Genomic DNA, 21167 nt, shown 5'->3' on the forward strand with positions numbered 1-21167 from the left:
CTTAAGAAAATTTTCGATAATCTGTTGAATTAAAAATGAAATTTAAAGAAATATTTGGAATAACAACTAGCGTTCGTCAAACGTTTCGCTTTTTATTTATTAATTTCTTTAAATTTATAGTTCCTTTTGGTGTATGGGTTTTTATCTTTCGAGAAATTCTAACGGGAAGCTCTCCTGTTGATGGTGATGCTCTGGGACATTATGCATACGTTAAGTATTTTGTAGATAATCTTCGGGTTGGCAGCTTTCCTCTCTGGAATCCTTTTTTGTTACTTGGACTTCCTCAAATTTTTTATAATAGTTTTATTGGAATTTTTAATCCTATTTGGCTTGCAACCTTTTTTCTGAATTTACTTGGCGTAAAGATTTATTTTGCTTATATCTACACAATTATTTTGTATTTCTTTGTTGGGGTATTTGGATTTTATCTTTTTGCGAAAGCTTATTTTCAGCAAAAGCGATCTGCATATATTGCGTTTCTTTTATTGTTATTTTCTTCTTTTGGAATTCCTATTCTTTGTGATCTTAAAAATATAGTCATTTTTGTTCCAGTTATTTGGTTTTTTTATTTTTGGTTACGTTTTTATCAAGAGCAAAAAATAGTTCATTTTGTTGGATTGACTTTTGTCCTAATGATAATTGCAGTATCTTATTTTCCTCCGTATGGGTTTTCGCTTGTGTTGCTAACAGCGATATTGACTGGATTATTTTTTCCTCGGTCGTTGCTTATTTCTATTAAGTCGGTTGGCGGTTTCTTTAAGAAACATAAATTAGTTTTTTTTATATGTTGTTTCGTTGGCGTGATTTCCCTCTTTCCTTCAATTAAAGTGCTCGATGTTGCAAGAAATAAAGAGGTTGTTTTTCCTTTTAGAGCAGGGAATCAGCAAGATGTTGATCAGAAAGGTCCGGAAGTCGATTTGGTTCGATCGCAGGGGCTGATGTCTACGACTAGAGGGTTTGTAAACGATTATTTAAGTATCGGTCCTTGGCATTTGTTTTATCGAGATATAACTCCTTTTTATGTTTCGATATTTGCTTATATTCTAATATTGCTCGGCGCTTTTAATGTCTTAACAAGATCACTGATGATTAAAATTTTGCTTTGGGTAATTTTATTCTTTATTATGTTTATTCCAGCGGGCCCTGTTCACAAGCTTTTGTTTTATGGGTTCCCCGGTTTTAATTTGATACAGGGCGTTAAATCTTTTATGCCAGCGTTTATCATGGTTTTTATTTTGTTAGCTGTGGAACAGGAAAAAAAGATTGTTGAAGAGAAATTTCTTTTATCTAGAAAAACAGCGTTGGTTTTTGTTCTTTTTGTTCATTTAGGTGTTTTCTTTTTTGTTTTAACGCGTCCCGAGAGTATTTTTTCTTCCTATGTCTCGATTATTTTAAGTCTAGTTTATTTTATTTTGATTCTTTTTCGAAAAAGCAACACGACTATTCTTATGGCATTGGTGTGTGCTTGCATATTGTTGCAGCCTTTAGAAGTTTTATGGCGTTATGATTCCAAGCCCTACGAAGGCCCGAAGCTTGCTTCTGAAATACTCTTTTATCCTAATGCATTGCCAACATTTGCTTACCAACGTCCACTTGCAGCGAGTTCTTTGGAGCCGCGCGAAGAGAATCTTCAATACGATGTTTCTATGCATGATGCTCCAGGAATTGTTCTAAGCAGAGATTTTCCGACTCGATGGTCATATTCTCTTCTTCAAAAGAGTCCTTCGACAGCATTGAGGGAATATATTCAGAATAAGTTTTATTTATATGATAATGTTGTTATTTCTGATTTTTTAGAGAGTGATATTGCTGAAGAAGTCTTAGCTAGAAAGAAAAATGTTGCTGTTGTACATGTAGAATCCAATAAGAGTGGAAAAGGCGATATTTTGGATTTTAAAAGTTTGTTGTTAACAGATAGTAAAAATATTCTATCCCAGGCTCAAGCTGTCGAAGCGCCAAGCCGTTATTTTGAGGTTGTTTCTTTTGGTGTAAACTCTTTGGAGATTCGGACTAATTTTGATAAGGATAAATTTTTGGTTTATACTGATAGTTACCAGTCTGATTGGAAGGCTGTTCTTAACAAAAGAACGCAAAGGATATACCGAGCAAATGTTGCTTTTAAAGGTATTTTCTTGCCACGAGGGCCTAATAATCTAACTTTAAGCTATGCTCCGATGGGAGGAGAATATACATATTGGCTTATTTTTGCTATGTACATAGGGATGTTTTTGTGGTTGATTGTTTTATTTTTTAAAGAAAGAAATGGTAAGCAAAGAATTGATACAGATTAGTCAAATAAAAGGATGGTTGTTGTTTTTATCGAAAAGATGCCTTTGGGTTTATTTTATTGTAGTGTTTATTTTGGCTTATTATGCAGGGAAGCCAGATCCAGTTAATACTGTTGTTAATCGTTTAAATTATTTGCGCTTATCAGAGATCTATATTTCAGAATCATTGTCGAAGGATCAAAAGATGTCAAAGCGAGAATATTGTTCTGCGATTAAATATTACAAAGAACTTGTTGAATTCATTGGTCCTAAGGATTATCTTTTTGCAAATATGGGATTTTGCTGGTATCGTATTGGAGATTACAACAAAGCTCTTGAAATGTATGATCAAGCTATTCGATTAAATCCTGCAATTTATACGTATTATGCAGACAAAGGGATGATTTACCTTGCTTTAGGAAAACCCCAGGAGGCAATATCTTGGCTTGAACAATCTTTGTCAAAGATTGCACTGAGCACTCAGCATTATGATCGATATTTGCAATCTTTGCCGGAGCCGTATAGACAATATGCGATGATAAATCTAAATATTTTGACCGTAAGACTTAAGAATGATTTGTTGTTTTTAAAGCAAAAGCTATTGGATCTTCATATGGCGAGTGTTAATGAGAAAATGAATGATATCGCGGTAAGTCCAGAAAAGATGCCTTTGCATCTTGATACTTTTTTAGGGAGAATTTCTACGGATATAGCTGTGTTGGAAAAGGTTTATGATGGTCCGTGATCGTTTTTAAGGAATAATCTGATTTTTAATTCTGCTAATAGGCGAGGAGGAAGATGATAAAACAAAAGAAAATATCTATTATTTTTTCTTTCCGAAACGAGGAGAAAACTCTCGAGGAATTATATCGTCGAACACAAGATGTTTTGAAACGTAGTAATCTTTTATACGAAATGATTTTTGTCAACGATGCCTCAACTGATGGTTCTTTGAATATTTTGACTAACTTAGCGTTAAAAGATCAATCGGTTAAAGTTATTAATTTATCTCGGCGCTTTGGGTACAATCAAAGTTTTATGGCTGGCTTAGAATTCTTTAGCGGAGATGCAGCCGTTATCTTAGATTCTGATCTTCAGGATTCGCCTGAAGAAATTCCTCGTCTTATTGAGAAGTGGGAATTAGGAGCTGAGGTTGTTCATGCTGTTCGTCAAGAAAGACTAGGAGAAAATTTCTTTAAATTGCAGCTGACATCCCTTGCGTATAAAATTATTCGAAAAATTTCCTCTATTGAGCTTTTAGAAAATGCAGGAAATTTTAAGCTTCTTTCTCGGCGAGTAGTTCAAGAGTTGCTAAGATTAAAGGAGCAGGATCCTTATTTGCGCGGTTTGATCTCTTGGGTTGGATTTAAGCAAGACAAGATATATTATAAAAGACAGAAGCGTTTTGCCGGGAAGGGTCATTTTCCTGTATTGACTAGTTCTGGGCCAATAAAAGAATTTATCAGTGGAGTGACGTCTTTCTCAGAATTTTTTCCATTTTTACCGATCGGGTCAGGACTGATATTTCTAATTTTGGGTCTTGTTGCGGGCTTTAGAGAGCTGATCATTTTTTTGTCTGGCGCAATGTCACCAAGCTGGATAATTACATTGATTTTGATTGTAGGAGGAGTGCAGTTGATATCTTTGGGATTGGTTGGATTATATATCGGCCGCATATGGAAAGAAGTTGCACGGCGTCCTCGACATATTGTTGAGAGCACAATTAATGTCTCGTGATTGTTTTATGCGCTGAAGCAGGTTGCGGGTGCGCTTTAGGAGAATAAGGTGTATATGGACATTTCCAAAAGATATAAGATTTTTGTAGTTTTAATAGTTTGTTTGTTCCTTGGATGTAATTCGCAGCTTTCTTCGCCTATACCGGCTAGCACGCAAACGCAATATCGAGATGATGCCCAAAAGATTTATTCGGCGTATCAAAATCATCAATCTAATTTTTTTGTTGAATCTAAAGGGCGTGTTGTTAAAATCCTTTTGGATGATTTAAAGGGAAGCCGTCATCAACGGTTTATTTTACAATTAGCAAAGGGGCAAACAATTCTTGTTGCACATAATATTGATATTGCTCCTCGAATTAACAATTTAAATATCGGAGACGAAGTTTATTTCTACGGCGAGTACGAATGGAATGACAAAGGAGGCGTTGTTCACTGGACGCATCATGATCCAGGGTATCGACGGATTGGCGGGTGGCTTGAGCATCAAGGGATGAGATATCAATAAAAGTTAAAATAAAGAATGGAGAAAATTATGTCAAAAGAAATAACCTTTAAAGGAAATGTATTGCACGTAACTGGCGTTGATCTTAAAGTCGGAGATAAAGCTCCTGATTTTAAGGTTGTTACAAAAGATTTGAAAGAAGTAGGCTTGGGCGATTATTCAGGAAAAATAAAGATTCTAACAACGTTCCCCTCGATCGATACGCCGGTTTGCGAGGGGCAAGTCAAAGAGTTTAATGAGAAGGTGTCTAGTTTTGAAAATACGGTTGTTTTGGCGATTAGCAAAGATTTGCCTTTTGCGCATAGTCGATTTTGCATGTCATTTTCTATTAATAACGTTGAAACGCTTTCAGATTATAAATATTCTTCTGTGGCTGAGAATTATGGGGTTCTAATCGACGAGCTTAAACTTCTAACGCGAGCAGTATTTATTATTGATAAAGACGACATTATTCGATATGTTCAGTTTGCAAAAGAGATTACAGAGCCTTTAAATTATCAAAAGGTATATGAGGCGCTGAAAGACATTTAAAAAAGATGTATTTGTTAGGTTCAGTTTTATTGATTGGTTTTTAGTTTTTGCCTATTTTTTAATAATTCAGTTATTGGAGAATTCCTATAGATGATAAATGTTGCACAGATGATGATTTCTAAATCACCGATTTTAGCTATATTTGTTGTTTTCGGGGTTGGATTTGTCGCGTCTTTAAGTTCTTGTACTTTGGTTAGAATTCCGATTGTTTTTGGATATATTTCCGGAGCTTCTCATTCTAAAAAGCATTCTTTGTTGTTATCCTTATGTTTAGTGGCTGGTCTTGTTTTTAGCTATACATTGGTAGGAATGCTTCTTCTTTTTTTAAAGAATTTTACTTCGAATTTGGTGCAAATAAGCAGATATATGTATTTAGCGCTAGGATTCTTTTTGCTTGTTGCGGGTTTGTTTTATGCGGGTCTTATTCCTGCTGTGCATGCACAGGCACATTGTAGCAATAGAACCAATACATTTAAAAGATCTGGATTTATTGGAGCTTTTATTTTTGGCGCTATGTTTGCGTTTTTAGAAATGCCGGCTTGTCCTTGTTGTGCTTCTGTGCTTTTTGTAATCATTGGCGCTGTCAGTTTGATCAATTCTTGGATTTATTCTTTTATTGTTTTGTTAAGTTTTGCGCTTGGGCAAAGTTTGCCGATTTTTCTAATAGGATTTTCAACAAATTTGACAAGAATTTTAGCGCCCAAGGTTGCTCAAATCGAAAAGTACATTCAGTTTGCCGCAGGAACAATTTTAATTGTTATTGCGTTATATTTCTTAATTATTGCATAAGGATTTTTATGAAAACGAACGAAAATACTTGTAGTTGTGGACATGGCTCTACGGGTCAATTAAAACTATGGCATCGATGGGCTTTGGTTGGATATGTCATTGTTGTTAGTTTTTTTGCGATGAAGCCTCTGATTGTTCGTCAGCTTTTATCTCGTGCGGTGTCATATTCATCTGCTGGTTTGCATGATAATGCCATAAGAATTTATAAAAAAGCGATCTTAATTGAAAGTCGCAACGCTAATCTTTGGGGCGATCTTGGGTATGAGTATCGAACAATCGAAGATATTGATAGAGCTACTGACGCTTACCGCCAATCAATAAAGATTGATCCAACCAACAAAGAGGCTTGTTTGAGTTTAGGCCTAATTTTGATGGGTCAAGAAAGGTACGGGGAAGCTGTTTTTTATTTCGAACAAATAAGACGATTAGGGCCAGAAAGCAATAAAGACTTTAAAATGAATACCGTTGCCTACCATAAGGCTTCTTTGAGAATGTTGTCAACATGTTATGACGCTTTAGGTGAAGTAAAAAACAAAGAAGGCATATTAAGAGATCTTGAGCGTTATTATCCTTAGAATAATTTCATTTTAGGACTTATTTAAATACCGCTTGACACCCTAAGCTCCTGTTGATACGATACTTATGACTGGGAGGTGGAATTAATGACAAAGAAAGATATCGTTTTAAGGATTACAGATTCGACTGGAATTAAGCAGGTTGATGTTAAAAGAGTTGTTCAAAAGACGTTTGATACGGTTATTGAAAGCCTTATTCGAAACGAAAAAGTTGAATTGCGTAATTTTGGTGTGTTTAAGATCAAAGAGCGAAAAGCACGTTTTGGCAGAAATCCTCGCACAGGCGAGAGCGTTCCTGTCCCCCCTAGAAAAGTCGTCGTGTTCAAGCCTGGCCTTGAAATGAAAGAAAAAATTAAATAAATTTTTTAAATTTTGACTAAGATATAAATATAAATATAAAGGGCGGAGAAGAGAGCTTCTCCGCCCTTACCACTATAGGTGCAGATAGTTATGAGCAATAAAGAAATTTCAATTCCACGCGGAACCGCTGATATTTTTGGTGACGAAGTCTTGCAATGGTCTTTGATTGAACAAAAGGCTCGGGAAATTCTACAAAACTATAATTACAAAGAAATTCGCACCCCAATGTTCGAAGAAGTTGATTTATTCGCTCGCTCAATGGGAAAGACTAGCGATGTGGTTCAAAAGCAAATGCTTACGCTTGAAAGAAATACGCGTGAAGGTGAAATGGGTGAGTCTCAAAGTACGTTTGCTCTAAGGCCAGAAGGCACTGCTTCAGTTGTGCGGTCATATATTGAAAACAGTATTGATCGAAAAGAACCGCTGACAAAGTTATTTTATATTGGTTCGATGTTTCGTGGTGAACGCCCACAAAAAGGGCGCTTGCGTCAGTTTAATCAAATTGGCGTTGAGGCTATTGGTCCAGATAGCCAGAACGCTTATTTAGACGCAGAAGTGATTTCTCTTGCGATGAATTTGCTTGCGAGCTTTGGCGTTAAAGACGCGACTTTGAAAATTAATAGTCTTGGAACGCCTGAAGACAAAGAAAAATTTGCTCAAGCATTAAGAGAACAGCTAAAAGATAAGAAATCTTCTTTATGTGAAAATTGTCAACAACGTTTTGATCGTAATATTTTTCGTGTTTTAGATTGTAAAAATAGAGATTGCAAAAAAGAAATAGAAGCTCTTGAAATTAAGAGTAGCTATTTATCCAAAGAAAGCCAAGAGTATTATAATGATGTTAAAAAAGCTTTAGCCGGGATTGGTGTCGCGTATCAGGAAACACCTGATTTGGTGCGGGGACTTGATTATTATACAGGAGTTGTTTTTGAGATTACAAGTCAGTCTCTTGGAAGTCAGGATGCGCTTGGTGCAGGTGGGCGATATAACGGGCTAGTCGAGCAGCTTGGTGGAACTAAGGGCGTTGATGCGGTTGGATTTTCGCTTGGGATTGAAAGAATTTTGCTTGCGATCAATGAAACCGCGCAACAAGAGATAAGCACCGATGTCTGTCTTGTTGCTTTAGATGAAAATGCGTTTGAAAAAGCTTTTAGCATTTTAAATGAGTTAAGGGCCAGCGGAGTCAAAAGCGACATTGTGTATCGAGCAGCTTCTGTTAAGGCTCAAATGAGAACTGCCAACAAGACAGGGGCCAAATATGTTTTGATTCTTGGTCAAGATGAAATTAGTAAAGGAATCATTACTCTTAAAAATATGCAAATTGGTGAGCAAGAAGAAATTCAGATTAGCAAAATTGTTGAATTTATAAAATCGATTTTATAGAAAGATTAATTTAAAATAGAGGATACTCCACGTCGCCACAGAAGGCTCCTGGAGTAAGTTCAACTGACCAGCTTACGTTCCTCGCGAAGCTCGTCCATAAACTGGAGTTTCATTTATGTTAAGAACACACACGTGCGGCGAATTAAATAAAACGCACAAAGATCAAGAGGTTACGCTTTGCGGCTGGGTGCATCGAAGACGTGATCATGGAAAACTTATTTTTATTGATGTTCGAGATCGTTACGGTTTTACGCAGGTTGTTTTTGTTCCATCGGTTAGCAAAGATGCTCATGAAAAAGCACAACAGCTTGGCCCAGAGTTTGTTGTTAAAATTACAGGCACAGTTAATGTTCGTCCAGAAAAGAATGTTAATGCAGATATCCCAACAGGGACGATTGAGCTTTGTGCGACTGGTCTTGAGATTTTAAACGCATCAGAGGTGCCTGTTTTTGAAATTGATGATGAGGGCGATGTTTCAGAAGAATTACGTCTTGCTTATCGTTATCTGGATTTAAGGCGCCAAAAACTTCAGACGTCTTTAAGTTTGCGTCACAAGCTTTGCTCGACGATTCGAAATTTTCTAGATAATGAAAGCTTTATTGAGATTGAAACGCCTGTTTTGACTAAGTCCACGCCTGAGGGAGCAAGGGATTTCTTAGTACCTTCTCGATTAAATCCAGGTGAGTTTTTTGCATTGCCGCAGTCACCGCAGTTGTTTAAGCAAATCTTGATGGTTTCTGGAATGGATAAATATTATCAGATCGTCAAATGTTTTCGCGATGAAGATCTTCGAGCTGATCGCCAGCCGGAATTTACTCAGTTGGATATGGAGATGTCTTTTGTTGAACAAGATGATATTTTTGATTTGACGGAAAGAATGTTTAAAAAAGTTTTTAAAGAAGTTAAAGGGATTGATATCCCGACACCTTTTCCTCGAATGACACATGCCGAGGCGATGGAAAAATACAAAAGCGATAAGCCAGACATAAGAAAAGAGGGTCAAGAATTTGCATTTCTTTGGGTTGTTGATTTCCCATTATTTAAGTATAATGATCAAGACAAGCGTTGGGAAAGCGAGCATCATCCGTTTACGTCATTTTATGAAGAAGACGAAAAACTTTTAGATGGAAAAGATTTAAACAAGATTCGCTCACGCTCGTATGACCTTGTTTTAAACGGAAATGAGATTGGAAGCGGATCTGTTCGTATTCATAAACAAGATGTACAAAAAAAGATATTTGATATAATAGGGTTTGATGAGCAAGAAGCTGAAAAGCGTTTTGGGTTTTTGTTGAAAGCGTTTAAATATGGAGCGCCGCCACATGCGGGCGTTGCTTATGGGATTGATCGGCTGGTTGCACTTTTAACGGGTCTAGATTCAATTCGAGATACTATTGCTTTTCCAAAGACACAAAAAGGAAATTGCCTTTTGACAGATGCGCCGACACCTATTGATACAAAACAGCTTAAAGATTTAGGATTAAAGGAATTATAATTTAGGAGTCCTTGATTTGTCCCTTTAGGGCGCGGGATTCGCAGGATAATCTAAGATAAAATTGGTAGTTTCGAAAATAAAGTTTTCGGAATAAATTCGCACAGATTTTTTGCGAGACAATATTTATTAATTTCATTAACCCCGCTTGAGCGGGGTAAATTCGCAGACGGCCTTTGGCCTATGATTTATGTCACAAATGTGACATAAATCATCTGCTCATTTAAAGGAGGAGAAAGATGGCTAGAAAAATGATTGGAATTATTGGTGTTATTTTGTTGGCATTTGTTGCTACAAGTTGTACTGTTCGAAGTTACGTTCAGGAGAGAAATCGTGTTGACCAAGAAATGCCCGGAAACGCTGGGTGTCTTCAAGGGTCATGTCAGCCTGTTGATCGAAGTAATATTCGGAAAACAAGAAAAACTTATGTTTTAGAGTTTACTAAAAATCCAAAGAATGTCGAAACTCAAGATAATATGTCCGAAGATATTTATTCGGAGACTTATGTTGAAGACGACAGCGATTCGTACACAAAATCTTCATATAAAAAATCAGAATCTGTTGTGATTTATAATAATGAAGAGCCGGTGGCAAAGGAAGAAACTGTTTATGTCGATTATGTTGTTCAAGAAGGTGATACGTTGCAGAAGATTTCAAAGAAATCTTATGATACATATAAGCGATGGTATGAGATTTATGAGATTAATAAAGATGTGCTTCCTAATCCGGATCGCATTAAACCAGGTAAAGTGATTAAAATACCACAACCGAAATAACGGCGCAAAATATCTTATGGAAAAAAATATCGAACTTAATAACAATCAGGACCTTCAGCTGCTTTTCGGAAAATATGATCAGAATTTAAAATTGATTGAGAAAGAGCTAGGCGTTCAGATCGTTCGAACAGAAAGCGGTTTAAAAGTAGTAGGAGAAGAATATAAGATCGACCGTGTTAGCGGGCTCTTGGATTATCTTTTAGATTTTGTGAAGAAGGGCCAAGATGTTAAGCGTTACGACATTGTTTATGCTTTAAAGCTCTCTGGGTCTGATGAAGGTGTTGATTTTAAGCGTTTATCTAAACGTAAAATTCCTGTTGCTGCTAAAAAAGGGGCAGTTGTTACCCCTAAAACAAAAGGTCAAGTAGAGTATGTTGAAACGATTAAGTTTCATGATATTGTGTTTGGCGTTGGTCCTGCAGGAACTGGAAAAACATATTTGGCTGTGGCTATGGCAGTCAATGCTCTCAAAAAAGGATTGGTTCGTCGAATTATTTTAACGCGACCAGCGGTTGAGGCCGGTGAGAGCCTTGGTTTTTTGCCAGGGGATATGGTCGAGAAAGTTTCACCTTATGTCCGGCCTTTATACGATGCGCTTTATGATATGCTTGAATCTGAGCGAGTTGATGAATATGTTGAAAAAGGAACCATTGAAATTGCTCCTTTAGCGTACATGAGAGGACGCACACTTAATGATGCCTTTGTTATTTTAGATGAAGCGCAAAATTGCACGTCTGATCAGATGAAAATGTTTTTAACCAGGCTTGGGTTTGATTCTAAGGCTGTTATTACAGGTGATATCACGCAAAGCGACTTGCCGTCGAGTGAAGAGCCAGGGCTAGTATCCGCGGAAAGAATTTTGAAAGATGTTGAAGGAATTAGATTTGTTCATCTTACAGGAGAGGATGTTGTTCGACACGAGCTCGTTCAGCGTATTATAGAGGCATATGAAAGATCGAATTCTAAATAATCTAAATTTGCTACAAGCGGTGATCGCGATTGTTTTAATGTTGGCATTAGGATTTTTTTGCTATGTTGTCAATTTTTCGCTATCTATTCCTCTTTTGATTCTGCTTTTAGGGCTATATCTAAAGGGATACAAGAACATTGATACAAAATTGTTTTTGCATTTCGGTTTTCTTTTAGCATTGATTGTTTTTGTTACGCACGCCCTTTTGACTTATACGACAATTTCCGCACTTTATGTTCCGGTTGCGGCGGTGGCAATGATTGTGATGCTTTTGTACAATGATTTGCAGCTTGCTTTTGTTATGTCATTTGCGTCAAGTATTTTGGTTGGGTTGGTTGCTGGTAATCGATTGGACTTAACGATTGTTTATTTTTGTGGAAGTTTAATGGGTGCTTTTTGTGTACGCGATTCAAGGACACGTTCTGAGCTTTTAAACGCTGCGTTCTTTGTTGGGATTTTGCAGGTTTTATGTATCGTGCTTTTAAATCCTTCTAAAGAGTTTTTGTTTTCTAGAGAGTTTGTCCTTGTTTATTTGCGTGCTTTGTTTTTTAATGGTTTTATTTCTGCAGCGGTTGTTCTGGTAACATTAAAAATATTTGAAAATCTTTTTGGAGTTATGACCAATTTTAGCCTTTTGGAGCTATCTGATTTTAATCATCCTTTGTTAAGATTGATGATTTTAGAATCTCCGGGGACATATCATCATAGTTTATTTGTTAGCAATTTATCCGAAACAGCGGCTGATGCGATTGGTGCTAATTCTCTTCTGGCGCGTGTGGGTGGATATTATCATGATATAGGAAAACTTGAGAAACCTCAATATTTCACTGAGAATCAGATTTTTGAGGGTAATCGACACGACAAGCTTGAGCCATCAATGAGTCGGCTTGTTATTCTGAATCATGTTAAAGATGGAATGGAGCTCGCTAAGAAATACAAACTAAATCCGATTATTTCTGATTTTATTCTTCAGCATCATGGTACAAGTGTGATGCATTATTTTTATCAACGTGCAATTTCTGAGGTATCAGATGGGCAAACAGTTGACGAACAAACATTTCGATATCCTGGCCCAAAGCCACAAACGCGAGAGACGGCCATTGTTCTTTTAGCGGATTCCGTTGAGGGTGCCTGTCGATCTCTTGATGAGCCGACACCAACACGCATTGATGATACAGTGCGAAAAGTGGTCAACAATAAATTTATTGATGGACAACTCGACGAGTGTAATCTTACGCTTAAAGATCTTGATCGAATTAGTGCTACATTTTCTCGCGTATTAAGTGCGATGTATCATAGTCGAATCAAATATCCAGAAAAAACAGATGGCTATACAGCTAACCGTAAAAAATCTACAGAAGAAAATTCCAATAAATCTTAATCTCATTAAGCAAAAGATTGTCAGCATTCTTTGTTCTGAGAATGTTTTGGATGCTGATCTCTCTGTCGTGTTCTTGACAGACCAGCGGATTCGAACGCTTAATAAGAAATATCTTAACCATGATTATGCAACGGATGTGTTGTCATTTGATTTATTATCCCATCAGAAAATAAGTAAGAATAAATATCTTGAAGGTGAGATTTTTGTATCGGCTGAGACTGCATATCGAAATGCGAAGATATATGGCTCGACTGCTTCACAAGAACTCATGCTTTATGTGGTTCATGGAATTTTGCATTTATTAGGATATAACGATAAAACCGTGCTAGATATAAAGAAGATGCGCGCAAAAGAACAACAAATATTTAATTTTCTTAAGAAATGATTCTTCAAGCTGAAGGTATTGTTTTAAAGACTTTTGATTTTCGAGAGACGAGCCGTATCGCAACATTTTTTACAAAAGAATACGGCAAGGTCAAAGGGGTTTTAAAAGGAATCCGAAAAGATCACAAAAAATTTGGAAGTAACATTGACCAGTTCTCGGTCAATGACATTGTTTATTACACTCACCGTAATTCTGATTTACATCTTATTAGCCAGTGTGATTTAAAAGCGTTTTTCTTTCCGATTCGACAAGATATGAAAAGAACTTTGGCGGCAAGTTATTCGTTAGAATTGGTAGATTCTATCATGCCGGTTGAAGAGCCAAACAAAGATATTTATAGGCTTTTATTGTATTATTTAAATACACTGGAACATACCGATGATATTAATAAGTTGGTGCATATATTTCAAATTAAGATTTTATTGCTCTCTGGGTTTCGTCCATTTTTAGATTCGTGCGTGGTTTGCCAGAACAAAATAACGCCTCGTATGCGTTTTAGCATGAAATTGGGAGGTTTGATTTGTGAAGACTGTCGATCCAATGATCATTCGGCCAATATGGTTTCAAGAGGGACTATTGCTTCGCTAGTGCATATTGAAAAAAGTAGCTGGGAGAAAGCTTTGCGATTGAATCTTTCGGTGATGACGGAGAAAGAATTAAAATATATTCTTAATAATTTTCTTATATTTCATCTCGAGCGTCACATCAAAGCGACAAAGTATTTAAAATAAGGACATGACTTAGAGAGCTTTTGCGAATCTAAGTCATAAGTCCGAATTTATTCCGAGCGCAAGCGAGGAATCGCAAAAGGTGCTAGAATTTAGAGCGATTGAGCTGAGAAAGGATTTCTTTGGCAAGTGTTTTGCCGATTTGATCGACGCTGGAAAGATCATCAAGAGAAACAAATTTTAGCTCAGAAAGTCTCTTGTGTCCTTTTTCAAAAAGATTGCGCGCACGAACGCGCCCCACGCCTTTAAGCGAGACAAGCTCTAGAAGTTCTTCCCGAATACCATAACGAACGCGATTTCTTAAATCTTCGGTTTCAAAGGTGAGGCGTTTGAATTTAAAAAGTTCTGCAATCACACTGGCTGCGTGAAAAATCCACCGAACACTTTCGGTATGACGATGAATATCCCCAGGACCCATGTTAAATTTTTCACAAATATTTTCTTCTTTTTCTTCATCAATCCAGCAAGACAAAAACCATGCTGTTTTAAGTGTTGTCATATAAAAAAACATGTCGTCAAGCTCGGCAACATCGTTTCGTGTCATAACAAAATCTTCTCGATATTCGGCTGCAAAATTTTCAAGATCATCATAGATCGACTTTGCAAGGTTGACTGTTCGTTCAGTGTCAGGGCAACAACAAATGAGATGTAAAAGCCCGACAACGGTGAGAGGGGCTTTGTTTTCATGAATTTTCTTAAGCCCATTGCGAAGGATAATGCCTGTAATTGGATCAATATAGAGTCGGCTAACGCAATGGCCAAAGGCGGTTGCAAAATAACGAAAACCACTTTTTTCAACTAATTGTTCTTCTTCTAGAAATTCAAAAATTTCACTGATCATTTCAATCAGATGAGAAGTTTGTCTTTGGTGTGCCAAAAACGTGTGAGAGATAAATTCAAACATTTCATTGATGTCATGGACGTGTCCGGCTGAAATTGCTGCCAAGACGTGCATGCGAAGCGCAGATTCATTTCCTAGCTTTGAGATGACTGGCTCAGGGTCAGCATTAATATAGCGATCAAATAACAGTTGAGACTCAGAGAGCGACTTGGCGATAATAACAGCCTCGCCATATTCATCATACCCAGGTCGTCCAGCACGCCCAGCGCATTGTTTGTATTCGCTAGCTGGAATGTATGCGGCTCCGACGCCTGCTTGATAGCGCTTGGTATCGCGCAAGATTGTCCGTCGCGCAGGAAGATTAACGCCCGCGGCTAATGTTGGTGTTGAGCAAATGATTTTGATAATGTTTTGCTTAAAACTGTCCTCAATTAATTTTCGTTGGTGAGGCCTAAGACCTGCGTGATGAAATGCTACGCCATGCTCAACAACATTAGCTAGTTTTCTACAGATTTTTGTTGATTCGCCAGAGCCTGACAAGACATTTCTGGCGATGGATTTTAGTTTCTTTTTTTCTTCTGGGCTTAAGATACTGTCAACGGCTTTGCATAAAGATAAGCTTGAAGCTTGTGCAGAACGCCGGCTATTGACGAAAACAAGAATTTGACCTTTTGAGCGAAGAGTGTCGAGTGCAAGTTTGCTTAAATCGTCAGGCAGCTCTTCTTTAACAAGACGCCGGCCTGCGTTTTTAAATGTAATTTGTTCGCCAAAATAAACGCCTTCTCTTAACGGCACAGGTCGCCATGTGCTTTGGACGAATTTAGCACCCAGCCAAAGGGCAATTTCATCAGCATTTTTTACCGTTGCGCTTAATGCTAAGATTTGTGAATTCGGATTAAGTTGCTTGATGCGTGCTGTTAAGATTTCTAAAGTTGGACCACGAGACTCATCGTTGATAAAATGAATTTCGTCTAAAACCACAACCGATAATTCATCAATCAGCCATTTGGCTCGAGAACGTAACAGTGAGTCGACTTTTTCAGCTGTTGCAATGATAATTTGATATTGATTAAGACGCTTGCTCGGACTATCAAGGTCACCGATGGCAATGCCAACTTTAATCCCAAGTGGGCTGTATTTTTTCTTGAATTCTTCGTATTTTTCACTGGCCAATGCTTTTAAAGGGGCAATATAGAGGCAGCGGCCATTTGTTTGGATGATGGCTTTGATCATGCACAGTTCTGCAATCAACGTTTTTCCAGCGGCTGTTGGGATTGCCAAAAGAAGATTTTCTCCGTCTAGAGCACCTTTTTCTATTGCTTCGGCTTGCGGAGGGTAGAACTCTTTTATTTGGCCGTTTAAAGTTGCAGCTTGAATAAATTCTTCTGGAAGCTTATAAGTTTTAAGAGTTTTTCGAATGTCCATAGTTTTTTAAGCGTTTCAATGTAAAAATAATGACTAGTTCTAACACAAATGGGTAGTTGTGTCAAACTTCAAGGGTCTCCTTAATAATAGTGAAAACGGCTTTTGTATCGTGCACGTAAAAGTTAGGAAACTAATATTTAGATAGATATTTATTAGGATTCTTATTATAATTCAAGATAATTATAAATTTTTGATCTTTTGTTTTTTGGCCCCCGTCAGTTTCTGTGATCATGAATGATTACGGGAACAAATATGGAGATTTTTATGCCGCTGATTCAACCAATCATTCGACCTCCATCTGAAGCCAACAGTTTACTTTTACAGGTGACGGTTGGATGTTCTTCCAATACATGTACCTTTTGCGGCGCGTACGCATCAAAGCAATTTGGTATGATGGAATTTTCAGATATAGCCCAAGATATAGAGCAGGCTGCTCGTTATTATCCTGAAACAAGAAAGGTATTCTTGCTCGACGGAGATGCTTTAGCTGTAAGCAATGAGAAGCTCGTTCCTATTTTAAGGCTTATCAATGAAAGTTTTCCAAAATTAAGCCGTATTGCAAGCTATGCGAATGGTTACAACATGACAAAAAGAACGCATGAAGAATTAAAAGAATTGCGCGATAACAATTTAAGCTTGATTTATATGGGGCTTGAAAGCGGCAGTCAAAAAGTTTTAGATTTGTGCAAAAAACGCGCAACAGTTCAAGAGATGATAAAAGCCGTACGAGTTTCAGATGATGCAGGCATAAAATCATCGATTATTGTTCTTTTAGGGTTGGGTGGAAAAAAGTATTCTGAAATCCACACAAAAGAAACTGCAGCGGCCCTTAATAAAATGCAGCCAAGATATTTATCTTTTCTTTCTCTTATGTTGATAGAGGGCACTCCGTTGTGCAAGCAAGCAGAGGCTGGTGAGCTTGAAGAGCTTGATTCAGAAGGATTTCTAAAAGAGGCTTATGATATTGTTAGAGGGCTTGATTTAAATAAAACAATATTTCGCTCAAACCATGCTTCAAATTATTTGCCTTTAGAGGGGCGTTTACCAAAAGATAAGCAAAAGTTGCTCGACGCGTTTAAGGCAGGAATTAATGGCAACACATCTTTAAGGAGTGAGATTTCTAGAGGATTGTAGAGAAAAAATGTCAGGATACAGAGTGAGGAAGGCTCATTTGTGTTGACCTTATTAGGCGTGTACTCTATAATTTAATAATATAAATGATCGCATGTTTTTATGGAGCAACGACGACATAAAACATATGCGAGAATTTATCCCGAGATATTCTAAGAAAGAATATATCGGGATTATATCTGAAAGCTTATTTATGAAAATTGTTATTCAAAGAGTTAAGCAAGCGAGTGTTACGGTTTCTCAGAAGATTATTGGCAAAATTGATCAGGGAATTTTGGTTTTGTTGGCTATTGCCAAAGACGATGATGCAAGTGATATTGAATATTTGGTTAATAAGCTTGTGGATTTAAGAATTTTTGAAGATCAAGACGGCAAAATGAATGCTTCTGTTTTAGATATTAAAGGTGAATTCTTAGTTGTATCGCAGTTCACACTTTTAGCGGATTGTAAAAAAGGCAGAAGGCCTTCTTTTGATAAGGCGGCTGATCCAAAAAAGGCCAAAGAGCTCTACGAGCAATTTGTTGAAGTTTTGCGCAAAAAAGGATGCAAGGTCGAAACCGGAGAGTTTGGCGCGACGATGGATGTCGCGCTTGTTAATGATGGGCCCGTGACGTTTACGCTAGAGAGCGCAGAAAATTAATGGAAACCCCACGTCGCTTAAAAAGCGCTCCTGGGGTAAATTCAACCTAAGACTTGCGTCGCATTTTATAAAATGATGATGCTCCGCAAGTCAAAGGATTCATTTATGATGGATGTCGCACTTGTCAATGATGGGCCTGTGACGTTCACGCTAGAGAGCGCAGAAAATTAATGGAAACCCCACGTCGCTTAAAAAGCGCTCCTGGGGTAAATTCAACCTAAGACTTGTGTCGCATTTTATAAAATGATGATGCTCCGCAAGTCAAAGGATTCATTTATGATGGATGTCGCGCTTGTTAACGATGTGCCTGTGACGCTGATTATAGAGAGTAAGGGTGTTGGTATCTAGTATCTAGAAAGGGAAAAAGCGGCAGGGAACGGGTGATAGGCATTTTTGTTATTATTAGACAAGAAATTGAGAAGAAGAAAAAGGAGGGGTACAATGGGCAAAAAAGAACAATTAGTATCGGCGATAATGGGAGGTTTTGCGATTGCAACTTTTATTTCTTTTGTTGAATTTACTATTTATAAGGATGATTCTGTTAATTTCTTAGTAGCTAAATTTCTTTTTTATTTTGCATCTTTCATTATAGTAATGTATTTCTCTGTATCTCAGCAAAAGAAACGAATGGATAAGTGGAAAGAAAACCACTATTCAAAATTAAATCAAGAAGAATTCAGGTGTTTTAAGTGCAAAGCTCTTATTAATCAAGATGACGAAAAATGTCCTCAGTGTGGATGGAAATGGTAAAGAATTCCAGTGACCCGTCTAGGGTAATTTAAAATGAAGAAAATTATAATAGCGCTTATTATTTTTAGTTTTTGTGGATGCGGTCTGGTGCCTGCTTATAGACGAGCTCAGCCTGATTTTCAAAAAGCTGCAAATATGATGCTTTATGGTGGCTCAAAAAATATGGTTCGATCAGATTGGGGAGAACCCGATAAGAAGGAAATTCTTGAAGATGGCACAGAAGCATGGACGTATTATAATCGTCAAGATGGTAGAACTTTTATTTTTTATTTTAATAAAAAAGCAAGGCTTGTAAGAGCTAAAATTTAATAAGGCGGCTGGTGCTTTTTAAGGTTTTCTTAATTAGGTACGTGTCCCCGGAACTATGCTCAGGACAGAAAGAAGAGGATAACAGATGAAGAAATTTCTACTTGCCACAGGTATTGTGTTGATTGTTTTTGCTGTCTTGATGTTTTTAATTGACGCTTCTTCAATGTGCATGATATCTGTTATTTGCATGATCATTGGTGGATGTATGTTGGGTTATAGCGATTGGCTTGCCATTAATGATATTAGAAAAGAAGTCAGTGCTAGTTCAGTATTTTGTTTCTTATTAGCTCTAACAACAGCGGCATTGATTGCTTTATCAACGCGTATCGGAATTATCGTCGAATTAGTGACTCCTTTTCTGGTCCTAGCTTCGCTGGTGACTGGTGGTATTTTCTTTTTTTTCTACAAGAAAAAAGGTGGGCTGCTGTGCTTTAAGTCTGTAGCTATAACAGGAGTATCACTTAGTGTATTCATGTCAATGATGGTTATTCTTGGCATTATTGATAATTTTTCGAATTTTCCAGAAAGTTATAACGATCGAGCTTCACAATATAAGTATTGGAAAGCCAGTGAATATGTTTCACGAGACAAATGGGATGCTGCGATCAAAGAACTTGATGAGGCGATAGCCTTGTCACCCGACGATGGCCGCTATTATGAAAAACGGGGTTACGCTTATCTTAGCAAGGGTGATGATGATAAAGCCATGTCTGATTATAAAATGATGGAGCTCTATTCTAATGAAAATTCTAGAGGTTTAAGCTATGGAGCTCGTGGTGATGTATATTTGAAAAGAGGCGAATATGATAAGGCAATAACGGATTATAGCAAGGCCATTGAATTGTCAAAGCACTTTTTGGAGCCTTACTATCAAGGACGCGCTAGAGCATTCTTTGAGAAGAATGAATACGACAAAGCATGGGAGGATCTTCAAAAGCGAACCCTGTATTTTGAACCGACTCAAGAGGAAGATTTTGTAAAAAAACTTAAAGAATGGAATAAGAATAAAACAATTCGCGCGAGTTATCCTGGGCTTGATGGACACTAGATTTTGGGAGATGTCCCTAATTAAGGATGCGGTGGCGGAGGGTTTATCCTGTGCTCAAATAATTATCTTAACTTATGGTTAAAAAACTTTTGAAATCAATTCAACTTAAAGTTTCTCTCGCCGGCAATTATCCGGCGCTGGCTGCGCGCGTGAAAGGTGAGCTGAGTAGTCTTGAGGTTCTTGTTAAACGAGAGACCATTAAGTCTTATTGGAATATTGGGAAATTCATTCATAGTCATTTGCTGGAAAATAAGGAAAGAGCCCAATACGGAAATCTATTGTACGAACGGCTTTCTAGAGATGTAGGCAGGGATAGTTCTACTTTAAGGCGGACAGTAAAGTTTTATCTTGCGTATCCTCGAATTCAGGCCTCGAGGCCTGAATTGAATTGGACACAATATAAGCAATTAATTACGATTAAAGATAAAGACGAGCGAAAACAGTTAGAAGAGCAGTTTGTTAAAAAGGGATTTGACGCGCGTAAATCCCAGGCGTTCTTGAATTTCAAAAAAACACAATTAGCTGCCAAAGACGCGCCTGACAAGCCGGTTGTGCAATTATCATTTGCTCGAGGAAAACTTTTGACGTACAGCTTTATTGAAAGTAAGGAGTCGGATGTGGGATTGCTCCTTGATTTAGGTTTTCGAATTCGCAGGAACTTCGAAGAGTTAAAGGGCACAAAATTTGTTAAAGGTGATTGCGTTAGGGTTTTAAACAAAAACTCTTTCGTCAAAGCAGACGTTAAAAAAGAAGAACTTTTTACATATTTCGCGACCATTGAAAAAATCATCGACGGCGATACGTTGACAGTTTTGCTCGACTTAGGGATGGGGTTGTTTGTTCAGCAGAAATTGAGATTACGAGGAATTGATTGCCCGGAGATGGATACCGATGATGGAGTGAGGGCAAAAAAGTTTGTGCAGACCAAGCTCGGTAAGCTTGATTTTATTATTGTCAAAACTTACAAAGATTCAAGCGACAAGTACGATCGGTATTTGGCAGATATTTTTTATTTGGTTGATGAGCGCGACCCTGAAAGGGTCGCGCAAGAAGGCGCTTATCTTAATCAGGTGCTTTTGGACGAACGCTTGGCGTGCGTGTATTGAAGGAGGATTTATAAAAAATGATTTTTTATCTATAGACAAGAG

22 protein-coding genes are annotated in these 21167 nt (G+C 37.4%); 21 read left to right on the forward strand and 1 reads right to left on the reverse strand.

Annotated features, from left to right (window positions below; translation table 11 throughout):
* The first annotated feature begins 35 nt into the window (after positions 1-35).
* From PHY73_03590 to recO, 15 genes are all read left to right on the forward strand, one after another.
* Positions 36-2291, forward strand: coding sequence for a YfhO family protein (locus PHY73_03590; protein MDD3374792.1), 2256 nt, complete (start codon positions 36-38; stop codon positions 2289-2291).
* Positions 2263-3012, forward strand: a complete 750-nt coding sequence (locus tag PHY73_03595) for a tetratricopeptide repeat protein (GenBank protein ID MDD3374793.1) — start codon at positions 2263-2265, stop codon at positions 3010-3012. The genes PHY73_03590 and PHY73_03595 overlap by 29 nt, the downstream gene beginning before the upstream one ends.
* 53 nt (positions 3013-3065) lie before the next feature.
* On the forward strand, positions 3066-4004 hold the full coding sequence (locus tag PHY73_03600) for a glycosyltransferase family 2 protein (protein MDD3374794.1): 939 nt from the start codon (positions 3066-3068) through the stop codon (positions 4002-4004).
* Between the two features lie 54 nt (positions 4005-4058).
* The gene (locus PHY73_03605; protein ID MDD3374795.1) at positions 4059-4508 is read left to right on the forward strand and encodes a DUF3465 domain-containing protein; all 450 of its coding nucleotides are present in this window, start codon (positions 4059-4061) and stop codon (positions 4506-4508) included.
* Positions 4509-4535: 27 nt separating this feature from the next.
* Positions 4536-5036, forward strand: coding sequence for a thiol peroxidase (gene tpx, locus PHY73_03610; protein MDD3374796.1), 501 nt, complete (start codon positions 4536-4538; stop codon positions 5034-5036).
* Between the two features lie 90 nt (positions 5037-5126).
* Positions 5127-5825: a cytochrome c biogenesis protein CcdA gene (locus PHY73_03615; protein ID MDD3374797.1), complete on the forward strand. Its 699-nt coding sequence runs from the start codon at positions 5127-5129 to the stop codon at positions 5823-5825.
* An 8-nt stretch (positions 5826-5833) separates the two neighbouring features.
* The gene (locus PHY73_03620) at positions 5834-6400 is read left to right on the forward strand and encodes a hypothetical protein (protein MDD3374798.1); all 567 of its coding nucleotides are present in this window, start codon (positions 5834-5836) and stop codon (positions 6398-6400) included.
* 87 nt (positions 6401-6487) lie between these two features.
* Positions 6488-6760, forward strand: coding sequence for an integration host factor subunit beta (locus PHY73_03625; protein ID MDD3374799.1), 273 nt, complete (start codon positions 6488-6490; stop codon positions 6758-6760).
* Positions 6761-6850: 90 nt separating this feature from the next.
* A complete protein-coding gene (hisS, locus tag PHY73_03630; GenBank protein MDD3374800.1) occupies positions 6851-8143 on the forward strand; it encodes a histidine--tRNA ligase in 1293 nt (430 codons plus the stop codon).
* Positions 8144-8258: 115 nt separating this feature from the next.
* The gene (gene aspS / locus PHY73_03635; GenBank protein MDD3374801.1) at positions 8259-9638 is read left to right on the forward strand and encodes an aspartate--tRNA ligase; all 1380 of its coding nucleotides are present in this window, start codon (positions 8259-8261) and stop codon (positions 9636-9638) included.
* 236 nt (positions 9639-9874) lie between these two features.
* Positions 9875-10411: a LysM peptidoglycan-binding domain-containing protein gene (locus tag PHY73_03640; protein ID MDD3374802.1), complete on the forward strand. Its 537-nt coding sequence runs from the start codon at positions 9875-9877 to the stop codon at positions 10409-10411.
* A gap of 16 nt (positions 10412-10427) precedes the next feature.
* On the forward strand, positions 10428-11381 hold the full coding sequence (locus PHY73_03645) for a PhoH family protein (GenBank protein MDD3374803.1): 954 nt from the start codon (positions 10428-10430) through the stop codon (positions 11379-11381).
* Positions 11359-12762, forward strand: coding sequence for an HDIG domain-containing protein (locus PHY73_03650; protein MDD3374804.1), 1404 nt, complete (start codon positions 11359-11361; stop codon positions 12760-12762). The genes PHY73_03645 and PHY73_03650 overlap by 23 nt, the downstream gene beginning before the upstream one ends.
* Entirely contained in the window at positions 12707-13147 is a 441-nt protein-coding gene (ybeY, locus tag PHY73_03655; GenBank protein MDD3374805.1) for an rRNA maturation RNase YbeY, read from the forward strand. The genes PHY73_03650 and ybeY overlap by 56 nt, the downstream gene beginning before the upstream one ends.
* Complete coding sequence (recO, locus tag PHY73_03660; GenBank protein MDD3374806.1) at positions 13144-13878, forward strand: DNA repair protein RecO; 735 nt, start codon at positions 13144-13146, stop codon at positions 13876-13878. The genes ybeY and recO overlap by 4 nt, the downstream gene beginning before the upstream one ends.
* 82 nt (positions 13879-13960) lie before the next feature.
* Here recO and PHY73_03665 read toward each other — a convergent pair whose 3' ends face one another.
* Positions 13961-16141 carry a DEAD/DEAH box helicase gene (locus tag PHY73_03665; GenBank protein ID MDD3374807.1) on the reverse strand — a complete coding sequence of 727 codons (2181 nt, stop codon included), beginning with the start codon at positions 16139-16141 and terminating at the stop codon, positions 13961-13963.
* 264 nt (positions 16142-16405) lie between these two features.
* Between PHY73_03665 and PHY73_03670 the strand changes: the two genes are divergently transcribed.
* From PHY73_03670 to PHY73_03695, 6 genes are all read left to right on the forward strand, one after another.
* The gene (locus PHY73_03670; GenBank protein MDD3374808.1) at positions 16406-17275 is read left to right on the forward strand and encodes a radical SAM protein; all 870 of its coding nucleotides are present in this window, start codon (positions 16406-16408) and stop codon (positions 17273-17275) included.
* Positions 17276-17465: 190 nt separating this feature from the next.
* Positions 17466-17912, forward strand: coding sequence for a D-aminoacyl-tRNA deacylase (gene dtd / locus PHY73_03675; protein ID MDD3374809.1), 447 nt, complete (start codon positions 17466-17468; stop codon positions 17910-17912).
* Positions 17913-18353: 441 nt separating this feature from the next.
* Entirely contained in the window at positions 18354-18662 is a 309-nt protein-coding gene (locus PHY73_03680; protein MDD3374810.1) for a hypothetical protein, read from the forward strand.
* 33 nt (positions 18663-18695) lie between these two features.
* Positions 18696-18971 (forward strand): hypothetical protein, encoded by a 276-nt coding sequence (locus PHY73_03685; GenBank protein ID MDD3374811.1) that lies wholly within the window; start codon positions 18696-18698, stop codon positions 18969-18971.
* Positions 18972-19056: 85 nt separating this feature from the next.
* Complete coding sequence (locus PHY73_03690) at positions 19057-20019, forward strand: tetratricopeptide repeat protein (GenBank protein ID MDD3374812.1); 963 nt, start codon at positions 19057-19059, stop codon at positions 20017-20019.
* Positions 20020-20093: 74 nt separating this feature from the next.
* Positions 20094-21125, forward strand: coding sequence for a DUF1016 N-terminal domain-containing protein (locus PHY73_03695; GenBank protein ID MDD3374813.1), 1032 nt, complete (start codon positions 20094-20096; stop codon positions 21123-21125).
* Positions 21126-21167 lie beyond the last annotated feature (42 nt).

This window comes from Candidatus Omnitrophota bacterium (assembly GCA_028693815.1).
Classification (GTDB): Bacteria; Omnitrophota; Gorgyraeia; order Zapsychrales; family Aceulaceae; genus Aceula.

Bases quoted from the DNA above. Each gene is read 5' to 3' on its own strand.
- PHY73_03590 (MDD3374792.1), top strand. From the start codon at position 36: ATGAAATTTAAAGAAATATTTGGAATAACAACTAGCGTTCGTCAAACG.
- PHY73_03595 (MDD3374793.1), top strand. From the start codon at position 2,263: ATGGTAAGCAAAGAATTGATACAGATTAGTCAAATAAAAGGATGGTTG.
- PHY73_03600 (MDD3374794.1), top strand. From the start codon at position 3,066: ATGATAAAACAAAAGAAAATATCTATTATTTTTTCTTTCCGAAACGAG.
- PHY73_03605 (MDD3374795.1), top strand. From the start codon at position 4,059: ATGGACATTTCCAAAAGATATAAGATTTTTGTAGTTTTAATAGTTTGT.
- tpx (MDD3374796.1), top strand. From the start codon at position 4,536: ATGTCAAAAGAAATAACCTTTAAAGGAAATGTATTGCACGTAACTGGC.
- PHY73_03615 (MDD3374797.1), top strand. From the start codon at position 5,127: ATGATAAATGTTGCACAGATGATGATTTCTAAATCACCGATTTTAGCT.
- PHY73_03620 (MDD3374798.1), top strand. From the start codon at position 5,834: ATGAAAACGAACGAAAATACTTGTAGTTGTGGACATGGCTCTACGGGT.
- PHY73_03625 (MDD3374799.1), top strand. From the start codon at position 6,488: ATGACAAAGAAAGATATCGTTTTAAGGATTACAGATTCGACTGGAATT.
- hisS (MDD3374800.1), top strand. From the start codon at position 6,851: ATGAGCAATAAAGAAATTTCAATTCCACGCGGAACCGCTGATATTTTT.
- aspS (MDD3374801.1), top strand. From the start codon at position 8,259: ATGTTAAGAACACACACGTGCGGCGAATTAAATAAAACGCACAAAGAT.
- PHY73_03640 (MDD3374802.1), top strand. From the start codon at position 9,875: ATGGCTAGAAAAATGATTGGAATTATTGGTGTTATTTTGTTGGCATTT.
- PHY73_03645 (MDD3374803.1), top strand. From the start codon at position 10,428: ATGGAAAAAAATATCGAACTTAATAACAATCAGGACCTTCAGCTGCTT.
- PHY73_03650 (MDD3374804.1), top strand. From the start codon at position 11,359: ATGAAAGATCGAATTCTAAATAATCTAAATTTGCTACAAGCGGTGATC.
- ybeY (MDD3374805.1), top strand. From the start codon at position 12,707: ATGGCTATACAGCTAACCGTAAAAAATCTACAGAAGAAAATTCCAATA.
- recO (MDD3374806.1), top strand. From the start codon at position 13,144: ATGATTCTTCAAGCTGAAGGTATTGTTTTAAAGACTTTTGATTTTCGA.
- PHY73_03665 (MDD3374807.1), bottom strand. From the start codon at position 16,141: ATGGACATTCGAAAAACTCTTAAAACTTATAAGCTTCCAGAAGAATTT.
- PHY73_03670 (MDD3374808.1), top strand. From the start codon at position 16,406: ATGCCGCTGATTCAACCAATCATTCGACCTCCATCTGAAGCCAACAGT.
- dtd (MDD3374809.1), top strand. From the start codon at position 17,466: ATGAAAATTGTTATTCAAAGAGTTAAGCAAGCGAGTGTTACGGTTTCT.
- PHY73_03680 (MDD3374810.1), top strand. From the start codon at position 18,354: ATGGGCAAAAAAGAACAATTAGTATCGGCGATAATGGGAGGTTTTGCG.
- PHY73_03685 (MDD3374811.1), top strand. From the start codon at position 18,696: ATGAAGAAAATTATAATAGCGCTTATTATTTTTAGTTTTTGTGGATGC.
- PHY73_03690 (MDD3374812.1), top strand. From the start codon at position 19,057: ATGAAGAAATTTCTACTTGCCACAGGTATTGTGTTGATTGTTTTTGCT.
- PHY73_03695 (MDD3374813.1), top strand. From the start codon at position 20,094: ATGGTTAAAAAACTTTTGAAATCAATTCAACTTAAAGTTTCTCTCGCC.